Consider the following 11,672-nt stretch of genomic DNA (forward strand, 5'->3'; position numbering starts at 1 on the left):
TTTTTTTTGCTAAATTGGAAACCTGATTTTAAACGTTGTTAGTGCTATGGATTCTGTTCAGGCGGATAAAAATTATTTACAAAAGAGTACCTTATATACTCTTGTAGGGACAGCCCTCAAAGTTGTTGCTCCTGTCCTTACGATTGTGCTTGCCCGTGTTTTTGGCAAGGAAATTTTTGGTATATACGTATCGACGCAACTTTTGGTGATGACGCTTGCACGCGTCTCGATTATTGGACTTGACAAGGGACTGCTCCGCCATTTGCCGCAAAACAAGGTGTGTGGCCGCTCGCCCCACGAAGGCGTTATCGAGTCGCTTAGGCTTGCAACTCTCATTTCTTTCTTGATTTCTTGCATTATCTGGGTGGGGGCGTATTTTGGCTTGCAGAGCGTTTCTACCGGGCTTGCGATGCTTTCGTCGGTCGAAATTTCGCTGTACGCGCTGTCGATTGTGCCATACACGATTCTGCTCTTGTTTGCAGGGGCTTCTGACGGAAATCGCCATCCGCAGTACAAGATTTTTATCAATGAATTCGTGGTGATGACGCTTGCTCCGATCATTGCACTTTGTCTTCATTTCTTGGGATTTGTGGATCAGTACGCTTTGCCGGTCGGGTTCTTTGCTTCGAACATGCTGGGTGTCTTTGTCTATATATTCCTAATCAACAAGCAGTTCCCGGAGATAAAGTGGTTTACGAAAAACAAGTTGCCTTCGGAACTCTTGAATTTCTCGATTCCGATTGGTTTTTCGGAGATTGTGGCATCGTTCTTGTTGCGTATTGATATGTGGATGGTGCTTGCGATTCTCGGGCCCGAAGCGGTTGGCATTTACGCGGTGATGGTGACGGTTTCCAATGGACTCAAGACGATTCGGAATAGCTACGATCCGATTCTGCAGCCTGTTGTGGCCGGAATGACGTTGGACCGTTTAAAGACGGATTTGAAACCGGTGTTCTCTTATTGCGTTTCGATGGTGACGATTATCCAGCTTGCGATAGGTTTCTTTATTGTGCTGTTCCCGGAACAGACGATGATGATTGCCGGAAAGTCGTTTATTACAAAGGAAAATCCGGTGGCCGTGTTCGGAATTTTGATTATCGGCAATTTGATTAATGGATTCTTGGGCATGTCCGCATCGGTCGTGATGGGGCTTGGTAAGAGCAAGTTCATGCTGATGATGAACGTGGTTTCGCTTGTGTTTGCCGTGACGATGAACAGCATTTGCATTCCGCTTTTCGGAATCGCAGGGGCTGCACTTTCTTGCATGTCTTACCAGATTTTGCAATGCACTTGGATGAATCTTTATCTGCGCAAGATGGGCTTTTGGCCGTATAAAATGAGCCTTTTGGTGCAAGTCGCTTGGATTGTGGCGATTATTGTTATTTACATTGCATTGAATACGGTCGTTTCGCCCACGCTTTTTGAGAAGGGTGTCGCCTACGGAATTGTGATTTTGTTGCTTCTTTTGACATTCTGGAAACAGGGACTTGCCAAAAAGAATTTTTGATGGAAAAATTTTTTTGCTAGATTGGTGATATGATTCCTAAAAAATTGCATTATATATGGCTTTCGAATGACCCTCTGCCGCAACTGCCGCAGTTGTGCATTGATAGCTGGAAACGTCATTGCCCCGATTACGAAATTATCCATTGGGATATGGCCAAATGCCAGAAAATCATCGACTCGGTCCCGTTTGTACGCGAGGCCGTGAGCATGTCGAAGTGGGCGTTCGCGAGCGATTACATTCGCCTTTATGCCGTGTATAGCGAGGGCGGAATTTATCTGGACAGCGATGTGTATATGTACCAGAGCTTTGATCCGTTCCTTGACAATCGCTATTTTACGAATATCGAATTTACATCGCACTTCAAGAAAAATAAGTCTTGGCAGTTCTTGAACGAAGACGGCACCAAGAAAGACCCGAACCAGATTGCTCTCCCAGGGCTTGCGTTGCAGGCGGCAATCTTTGGCGGCGAGGCCGGGCACCCGTTCCTTAAAAAGTGCATGGAATATTACGAAAATCAAAAATTCATTTTGCCGAATGGCGAACTGAACATCCAGAATATTTCGCCGTTTGTCTATGCGCATACGGCACAGCAATTTGGATTTGTCTATAAAAATGAATTGCAGAAAATCTCCGAAGGGATGACGATTTACGCTGGCGACGTGTTCTTGCCGAGCTTGAACGAATCTAAGACAAAACCGTTTGCGATTCACGTGACGAACGGCAGCTGGCGCCCCTTCTGGCAACGCGTGAAGAATTTTTTGAGGAATGCTCCGCGAGGAACAATGGAAAGCAGACTCGCTGCATACGAAAAGAAGGAACCGATAAGGATTTAAGATGTTACCCTCAGTCAAATATCTTTTTGTTTTGACCAGTTCTCCGAAGGATTTCTTTTGCGAACAAACGCTTGTCGCAATAGCTTCTCTGCGTGTCCACAATCCGAACGCTTTCGTGACGCTTTTGACCGATGACAAAACGGCGGAAACGTTGACGGGGCCGCGAGCTGCTTTGAAAGACGCTGTCGATGAACTCAAGGTTTTGACGCTTGACGAAAAGTTCACGCCGATGCTGCGTTCGCGCTACCTCAAGACGGTGATGCGTAACGAGATTGACGGCGACTTTTTGTACATGGATTCCGACATCGCGATTGTCGATGACCTCTCGATTCCTGACGAATGGCGCGGTGGCATTTACGCGGTGCTCGATTTCCATACGAATCTTTCGAAGGCGATTAACCGCAAGAAGGTTTTGAACAACGCGAAGATGATGGGCTTTTCGCCGATTCTGAACGACGAGATTTTTAACGGGGGCGTGATGTTTGCCGCCGATACGCTGGAAGCCCGCGAGTTCTTCAAAACTTGGCACGAACTGTGGCTTTACTGCGTTTCGAAGAATTTCCCGTACGATATGGCGAGCCTTGCCGAGACGAACTACAAGTTCGGCTACGTGACGAAAAAGATGGATGGCGGTTGGAACTGCCAACTGGCTTACGGCAACCGCTTTTTGCCGACGGCGAAGGTGCTGCATTTCTTCGGTTCGCGCATTATCGACACGCGTGGCCGCAAGGTGCCGGAATCGATGAACATCTTTTTGCCGAAGATTTTACGCAAGGACTTTTATACGAACTTGAAGAGCCTCCCCGTGACGGTGAACGCGGATAAGTCCATTCACATCAACGAGTATTACGATGACGTGATTGCCCATGCGAAAGATGCGTTCATGTACCAGACGAACAAGGTCGGGGCTGCTGGAGCTTACATTATCCGCAGTTATGCGTTTGCGAAGTCGCTCGCTTGGCTGTACAAAAATGTGCCTGTTCTCGTGAAACCTTTGGAAATCTTGGGCAAGCTTTTCTAGGGGGCGTTTATGAATTTGCTTTTTAATCTCGTGGCTGTGCAGCCGATTCACAGTGCAAAGTTTCACGGTGGCGGTTCTTATGGCGAAGTGATTTTTTGGGCGCTTGTGAAACGCGGTTCAAAGTTCAGTTGTGTTTATGATAGCCGTAAATATTTGTCGCCGGATATTCTTGCGGCTTGCGAAAAGGGCAATATTCCGCTTTTTGACATTGCCGAAAAAACGCCGCAGCAGATTATCGACGAAAATGCGATTGACGCGTTTTACACGCCGCTTTATTCGCTCGAAGGCAAATGGCAAATTCAGGTGAAGCGTTTTGTGTTCACGTGGCATGGCGTGCGCGCACTCGAAATGCAGTACAGCTGGCAAGGCGTTGGCTTTGCGAAAAAGTTTGCACAAAAGCTCGAAGCGCTGGTGCGTTATCGCGACAGTTGGAAAAAACTTTATTATGCGCCGAAGTACCGTGATTTGGCGGCTCGCATTGCCGATGGGCGTGCCGAATGTATTACCGTGAGCGAACATAGCCGAGCTTCTATCAAATCGTTTTTCCCGGAACTTCTGGACAAGGAAATCCCGGTTTTCTATAGCCCGATGCTGGATTACGAACCCGAAGGATTCTTGCCGCCGGGCGTGAAATCAAAGAAGTACTTTTTGCTCACGAGCGGTGCCCGCTGGGAAAAGAACAATTTGCGTGCGGTCAAGGCGTTCGATGAACTCGTGACGATGATGCATTCGACGAATCATGAGTTCGACATGAAGCTCGTGATTACGGGAGCGACAAACGTCAAGGCTTACCGCAAGCATATCCGCAACAAGGATGCATTTGTGTTCCTCGGCTACGTGGAATCGAAAGAACTTGAATTCTTGCACAAGAACGCGTATGCATTTATTTTCCCGAGCTTGAACGAAGGCTTTGGCTATCCGCCGGTGCAGTCGATGCGTTATGGCGTGCCTGTGGCCGCGAGCGGCACGACGTCTGTGCCCGAAGTTTGCGAAAATGCGGTGCTTTACTTTGATCCGTATTCCGTGAGCGAAATCAAGAACCGCATGATTCAATTGCTGGATTCGAACATTTATGCGATGTACGCATCCCGCGGCCTTGCCCGATACGGTGAAGTGCATAAACGCCAAGAAGAAGACCTCGAAAAAGCCGTCGCGTTTGTCCTCGGCGAATGATTATTAGGAGTGATAGCTCCGATTCTGTCATGCCCGCCTTGAGCGGGCATCTCCATATACATTTTGTACATGCTCTTGCATGAGCATTTTTTTTATAATTTGTAATTATGATAAAGAGAATTTGTTTCTTGGTTGTTGTGTTTGCATGTGCAGCTTGTGCATTTTTTTACGGTGTTCCTAAGCGGGCCTATCTTGAAGGCGGAACGGACCATTTTTATTTCAATGGCGAACAATGCCGCATTTTGACATATCCGCTTAACGAATATATTGCCAAACATTATTCGCAGTGGCCTTTTAGACCGTGGGTTCGGGAATGGTATTACTCACCGATGTATATGTATTATGGTCCTGAAAAAGGTGGGGGTTATACAGCTTTTTGGAGTATTCATGATTCTTCGCTTTATTTGGATAGTGTACTTGTAAAATCGTATTCGCGTTCGATTCAAGCTCCTGAGGGGTTTCCTGAAAAATCAGAGGAAGATCCTAGAATTGTTTCGGTAAGCATCCCTCCGCAAGAAATTATTTTGAATACATCTGCTGAAAAACGGACATTCAAACAGAAGAGTGAACCATTATTTGCGGATTTTTTCAGTGACACAATAGGCTTTACATGTGGAAAGGAAAATTATGAATTCATTGTCAAAAATGGCCGTACTCTATCATTACCTAAACACAATTTGTCTAATATAGACCGTTATCCTCGGAATAATTTGCATTATGGATTTTACGATCCTCGATGGTATAAAGAAGAAGAATATGAAAAAAATCTTGAGATGTTCCGAGAGACTGCTTCTCCGTTCAGCGCTTATTATAAAGTTTTAGATAGCCTTCGTCAAGAACTTGATGATGTGGGTAATGAGCCGATTCTTGAAATGTTCCGTAAAGACTCAAAATTCAAACGTTTTGAGGATTTCTTTAATATAAAAGCTATAGTCGGTCGCTCTCAATCGGAATATAATTTTGAATATTTTGCTTATGTGTCGCTGAAAGGGGATACGCCTTTTGATGAACTTGTTTTGCGACTCCTCGAGTATGAAAATTTTTTGGAGGATCCGATTGAATCGGTCAAACTTTTCTTAAAGACTTTGATTGCAGTTCGTAAAAATCCGACTTTTGAAAAATGGTTGCGATATAAAAAATCTTTGATGAATTACACAGAGGTGATGTTGAGTTATCGAGATTCGTTAGGGCTATACCGTCCTGTTCCAAGAGACACTGCATGGAAAAATGTGGGGATGAGGGGAGAGTATGTTGGATCGCTGCAATATGTAGATCATTATTATGAATTTGATTTGAGCGATAGTGGTGATGTCCTTGTGACTACGGCTTGGGAGCCTGAAGGTGATAACTTGCCTAATATCGAAGATGATAGACCTTATTTTAAAGGCTTTAAACGTCAGGCGGAAATGGTTCAAATGGACAATCATTTCTATGATTACATTATCATTCGCAATGATGGAACTGTAGAAATTGGCCCAAAATCGGGATGGTGGTAAGTTTTGATGAGGGTGGTTTTGATGACGAAACGATTATTGCTTATTGTTGTAGCGCTAGCGTGCATGGTGTTTGCTAATGAAATACCTGAGCGAGCAGAAGCTGAAGGTGGAACGGACCATATTTATTTTAACGGGAAAGAGTGTGGTGTTTTAAATTTTCCACTTAATGAGTTTATTGCTAAACATTATGCGGAGTGGCCGTTTAGACCGTCGAGTGCTCGCCCTATGTACGGAAATCCTCCTTTGTACACGTATTATATTCCAAAAGATGGAGGTGGCTATTTAGCTTATTGGAGCATTCGAGATTCGTCGCTTTATTTGGATAGCGTGACCATAAATTCCAAGTCGCATACAGTGCCTCTTGTTCGCAATTTTTACTATTCAAAGAAAAAAGACAATAGAATTGTTTCGGTAAATATTCCTCCGCAAGAAATTGTATTGAATACATCAGCCGAAAAACGAACTGTAAAAATTCAAAAGAGTGAACCATTATTTGCGAATTTTGTCAGTGATACGATTGAATTTAATTGTGGATGGTCTCACATTTATAAAAGTGTTGTGAGAGAAGGTAAAGTTATTTCGTTGCCTAAAGAATTGTCATATGGAGAAAAACCTCATTCTAAAAAGAGTGATGAAAATCCTATTCCAAAGCCCTATCGCGAGTTCTCTTCTCCATTTGAAAACTATTATAAGATTTTAGATAGCCTTCGTATTGCGATAGATGTTATGAATAGTGAAGATAAACTTGAACAATTACGGGTAGATCCGAGGTTTAAGTGGTTTGAAAAATTATTTAATATAAATGCAGTAGATTTGGATCATGGTCATCCTTTATATGCTCGTGATGACGATCGTTCTTTCTATGTCTCGCCTAAAGGAAATACTCCTTTTAAAGAAATTCTTTTGGGATTAAAACATGATGAAAATCCTATTGAATCGGTCAAATTATTTTTAAGAACGGTTATGGTCATGCAGAAAAATCCTGCGTTCGAGAAATGGTTGCGGTATAAAATACCTCTAATGAATTATTATCATGTTTACCTTGAAAAAAGCGATTCGGTATTTGTTCTTTGGGAACCAATTGATAAAGACATTATTTGGAAAGAAGTTGGCATGAAGGGCGAGTATGTTGGAACGTTAAGTTTTTTTAATTGGGGTACTCATCAGTATGAATTTATTTTAAGCGATAATGGGGACGCCCTTGTGACTTGGGCAGAAATCTCGAAGGATGTGTTGTTTTTTGATATTCCTATTGATGATAATAATTTGCTTTATAAAAGCTTTGGAAAATATTTTGTTGCTGGCATGAAACGGTGCCGTGATTCTCGTATTGATTTCAAGATAACGGAATCTAACAAGAATGCATTGTTTTGCGACTACCTTATCATTCGCCACGATGGTGCAATAGAATACGGCCCGAAATCGGGGTATTTGTAATTTTTGACGAGGATGGTTTTGATGATGAAAAGATTATTGCTTATTGTTGTGGCTCTTGCAAGTGCTGCTTGCGCTATATTTGTGACTGTTCCGAAACGAGCTTATCTTGAAGGCGGAACGGACCATTTCTATTTCAATGGCGAACAATGCCGAGTTTTAGCACATCCGCTTAACGAATATATCGCCAAGCATTACGTGGAATGGCCTTTTAGACCGTGGATTCAAGAATGGTATTTCGCTCCGATGTATATGTATTATAGTCCTGAAAAAGGCGGTGGCTATTCTGCGTATTGGAGTATTCACGATTCTTCGCTTTATTTGGATAGTGTGCTCATAAAGTCGTATTCGCGTTCAATAGAACTTCCAAGAAAATTTTTCGAAGGAAAGGGAACGGACACTAGAATTGTTTCGGCAAGTATTCCTCCGCAAGAAATTGTTTTGAATACATCTGCCGAAAAACGGATTTTCAAACAGAAGAGCGAACCATTATTTGCAGATTTTGTCAGTGACACAATAGGTTTTGCGTGTGGTCCTAAAAAATTGTATGAAATTGTTGTCGATAAAGGGCGTGTTTCGTTGATTCGAGATTCTTTGTTTTGGAAACGTTATTATGGCAATGATCTTCTTTATGGAGCCTTTGATCTTCAAGATTATGATGGAAAAACTCGATATGAAAAATTGCCCAAGATTTATCGAGAAAATGCAACTCCGTTTGCCGCTTATTACAAAGTTTTAGATAGCCTTCGTCAAGAGCTAGACGATAAAGGAAGTGAAAAAATTTTAAAAACATTCCGTGAAGACTCAAGATTTAAACGCTTTGAGGATTTCTTTGATATCAAAGCTGTAGCCGGTCGAACTCATTCTGAAGATGATGTTGAATATTCCGTTTATGTATCGCTGAAAGGAGAAACGCCTTTTAATGAACTTGTTTTGCGGCTCATCAAGTATGAAAATTTCTATGAGGACCCGATTGAATCTGTCAAGCTTTTCTTAAAGACTTTGATTGCGATTCGTAAAAATCCGACTTTTGAAAAATGGTTGCGATATAAAAATTCTTTGATGAATTACACAGAGCTTACTTTGGTTAATCATGATTCTTTGGGCTTCTTCCATCCTATTCCAAGAGATTCTGCTTGGAAAGATGTGGGGATGAGGGGTGAATATGTGAGTTCGCTGCAATATGGAGACCGCTATTATGAATTTGCTTTGAGCGATAGTGGTGATGTCCTTGTGACTAATGCTTGGGTGTCGGAAGGTGAAAATTTTTTCAATATAGAAGATGATAGGCCTTTTGTTAGAGGCTACAAACGTCAGGCGGAAATGTCTCAACGGAAAAATCATTTCTTCAATTACATTATCATCCGCAACGATGGGACTGTAGAAATCGGGCCGAGATCGGAATGGTGGTAATATTTGACGTGGGTGGTTTTGATGATAAATAAAATTAGTTTTGTTGTTTGCTTATTACTTGTTTGGAATGCTTATGCTTGTAAAGCCCAGCAGCGTGGTAGTTATTGCTCGGATATAAGGACAAAGACTTGTTTAGGCATCCATGATGATAAGGCTTGTGCACGGCTTGATCCGGAATTTAAGGATTTCGAAAATTTTTTTGATATTGAAAAAGTAAGAACTGATACACGGTTAAGTGGTTGTCAAGATGTTGGATTGAATTATACTTTTTATGTAACGCCTAAAGTTAAAATATCGCTTGAAAGTATATTTTTTAGATTCGATATGGTTTTTGCTGATAGTTCGTTTAGGAAATCTCCAATAGATGTAGTAGAATCTTTTAAGAAAATGGCGGCTGCTATCCATAAAAATCCGTCTTTCGAAAAATGGTTGGAAAAAAATGCTAGGGAACGTGTAGAGAAAAAAATGCCCCATCAATTATTAGTTTATGAAAATATTGCAAAGATATACAATCAAAAAGAGATATATGTTAAGGGTAAATCTTGGTGGAACGAGCCTATAGAAAATGTTTGGAATAAAATAGGAATGTCTGGTAAATATGTTGGTACGTTATCTTTTTGTGAAGCTCCAGATTTTTGCGAAGTTGTTGAAAGCTGTGGAACTCCAGATTTTTTGTTGGGTGATAATGGGGACGTTTTCGTTCCAGAAATATGGTTGTGGAATTCTAAAAAAGAAAAGATATTAGATGTTTCTCAGAATGAAATAGACGCTATTCCTGATACTAGATTGAAACAATGCGAGGTTCAAAAATCCTCTAAAGGAATTTTATCATATATTGAGGATTTTCTGTGCAATCATTCTCTAGTCTCAGAAAATCGTTGCGCAGAATGGCTTTCAAAATATTATAAGACTGAATATTGCGACTACCTCATTATCCGCAATGACGGCACAATCGAATATGGCCCGAAATCAGGGGCTTTGTAAAAAACGAGAACCCATGCTTGTGAAATTTATTTTTCATGCTTTTGCAACATTGCCATAATTCAGATTTCTATTTTAGAATAGGATAAATTCATGTTGCTGGAATTGGAATGAAGCTTGAAAAAAATTTGTTTTTTGCGATGGTGCTTGTCTATGCTGTATCGACGCTTGCCGCGCCGAGTATTTACGATTTAGAAATTCTTCGTCAGTATTCAAAATTTGTTGAATTTGAAAAATATTTTAATGTTGATAAAGTTCATTCGAATTATCGTTGCGATAACCATGGTAGGGGTACTGCATTTTATCGTCGTTCAGAGAAACCTTTTTCATATACCATTTGGGCTGTTCCTAAAAAGCAAAATCCGTTACGAAAATTGTCTCTTAATAAGTTTCTTTTTGATTTTAGAGAAGTTCATGAAGGCTTTTCATTTGGTGAAGAATATTCGTCTGGATTATGTGAAGGCCTGTATGCTGCTATTCATAAAAATTTGCTATTTGAAAAATGGTTGAAACAATCAGCCCCAAAACAAAGAAATGGTGTCGCTGGCATAGAATATGAAGATGAAATATGTAGAAATGAAATTTTTAGGAACGTTGGAATATTTGGAGCGTATGTGGGAACATTGATGTATGGTTCTGAAACGGTTTTCCAGTACTCTAGTAGATGTGGTGGCGGATTTAGTTATAGTTTGTTAGATTCTTATGAATTCTGGTTTAGCGATAATGGCGATGTACTTGTTGCTAGAACAAAAATCAGGGGTGATAAAACCTTCTTGGATTCTGTTTTCACTAGAAAAGCTTCTATAAGACAGTGCAAAGAACCTGAAAAAACAATTCCGTTTGATTGCTATTATTCAATTATCTCTAGTGAACATTGTCAAGATTCATTTCCGAAAAATGCAGTTCCATATAGGGTTCCGCAATACTGTGATTACCTCATCATCCGCAATGACGGTTCAATCGAATACGGCCCGAAATCGGGAAGGTGGTAATTTTTGACAAGGGTAGTTTTGATGATAAAGAAAATTAGTTTTGTTGTTTGCTTGTTACTTTTTGGGGATGCTTTTGCATGTAAATCCATGCCTAGTCCTCCTTGTTTGCTCATTAGATGTCCGGGCTTTGGCGATATGGGTTGTGCACGACTCGATCCGAAATTTAAGAATTTTGAAAATTTTTTTGATGTTAAAAAAGTTCGCCATTTATGCGGAGAAAATTTTACTTTTGATGTAACGCCTAAAGTTAAAATACCGCTTGAAAGTATAATTTTTAGATTCAACATGGTATTGGCGGATAGTTCGTTTAAAAAATCTCCATTAGATGCTGTAGAATCTTTTAAGGCTATGGCGGATGCAATCCATAAAAATCCAACTTTCGAAAAATGGTTGGAAAAAAATGCTAAGGAACGTGCGGAAGAAAAAAAATCTCATCAATTATTAGTTGTAGGAAAGCTTGCATGGATAAACAATCAGGAAGAACTTGTTTATGAAAATATTGCTATGATAAAGAATCAAAAAGATATACATGTAGAGGGTAAATCTTGGTACGATTCAGACAAACCTATAGAAAATGCTTGGAATAAAATCGTAAAATCTGGTAAATATATTGGTACGTTAGCTTTTTGCAAAGCTCCAGATCCTTGTTCTAGAGTTGAAAACTGTGGATCACCTGAATTCTTGTTGGGTGATAATGGGGATGTTTTCGTTCCTGAAATAAGGATGTCGTTATGGAATTCTAAAAAAGAAAATATATTAGATGTCTCTTGGGATGAAATCGGACATTTTGCGGATGCTAGATTGAAACAATGCAAGGTTCAA

The 11,672-nt window shown here is 40.8% G+C and carries 10 protein-coding genes; all 10 read left to right on the forward strand.

Annotation, left to right across the window (positions count from 1 at the left end):
- Window positions 1-46 precede the first annotated feature (46 nt).
- Entirely contained in the window at window positions 47-1,507 is a 1,461-nt protein-coding gene (locus IKG78_RS20190; RefSeq protein WP_290947480.1) for an oligosaccharide flippase family protein, read from the forward strand.
- A 29-nt stretch (window positions 1,508-1,536) separates the two neighbouring features.
- Window positions 1,537-2,340 carry a glycosyltransferase gene (locus tag IKG78_RS20195; protein ID WP_290947483.1) on the forward strand — a complete coding sequence of 268 codons (804 nt, stop codon included), beginning with the start codon at window positions 1,537-1,539 and terminating at the stop codon, window positions 2,338-2,340.
- Window position 2,341: 1 nt separating this feature from the next.
- Window positions 2,342-3,361 carry a hypothetical protein gene (locus tag IKG78_RS20200; protein WP_290947486.1) on the forward strand — a complete coding sequence of 340 codons (1,020 nt, stop codon included), beginning with the start codon at window positions 2,342-2,344 and terminating at the stop codon, window positions 3,359-3,361.
- A gap of 9 nt (window positions 3,362-3,370) precedes the next feature.
- On the forward strand, window positions 3,371-4,534 hold the full coding sequence (locus IKG78_RS20205) for a glycosyltransferase (protein WP_290947489.1): 1,164 nt from the start codon (window positions 3,371-3,373) through the stop codon (window positions 4,532-4,534).
- A gap of 107 nt (window positions 4,535-4,641) precedes the next feature.
- Window positions 4,642-6,030, forward strand: coding sequence for a hypothetical protein (locus IKG78_RS20210; protein WP_290947492.1), 1,389 nt, complete (start codon window positions 4,642-4,644; stop codon window positions 6,028-6,030).
- Window positions 6,031-6,051: 21 nt separating this feature from the next.
- Entirely contained in the window at window positions 6,052-7,467 is a 1,416-nt protein-coding gene (locus IKG78_RS20215) for a hypothetical protein (protein WP_290947494.1), read from the forward strand.
- Window positions 7,468-7,488: 21 nt separating this feature from the next.
- The gene (locus IKG78_RS20220) at window positions 7,489-8,877 is read left to right on the forward strand and encodes a hypothetical protein (RefSeq protein WP_290947497.1); all 1,389 of its coding nucleotides are present in this window, start codon (window positions 7,489-7,491) and stop codon (window positions 8,875-8,877) included.
- A gap of 21 nt (window positions 8,878-8,898) precedes the next feature.
- Window positions 8,899-9,861, forward strand: a complete 963-nt coding sequence (locus tag IKG78_RS20225; protein ID WP_290947500.1) for a hypothetical protein — start codon at window positions 8,899-8,901, stop codon at window positions 9,859-9,861.
- 107 nt (window positions 9,862-9,968) lie between these two features.
- Entirely contained in the window at window positions 9,969-10,850 is an 882-nt protein-coding gene (locus IKG78_RS20230) for a hypothetical protein (RefSeq protein ID WP_290947503.1), read from the forward strand.
- A 21-nt stretch (window positions 10,851-10,871) separates the two neighbouring features.
- The coding region (locus IKG78_RS20235) for a hypothetical protein (protein ID WP_290947506.1) at window positions 10,872-11,672 on the forward strand (801 nt) is incomplete at its 3' end.

Origin of the sequence: Fibrobacter sp. (assembly GCF_017545445.1) — a bacterium.
In the GTDB taxonomy this organism is placed as follows: Bacteria; Fibrobacterota; Fibrobacteria; order Fibrobacterales; family Fibrobacteraceae; genus Fibrobacter.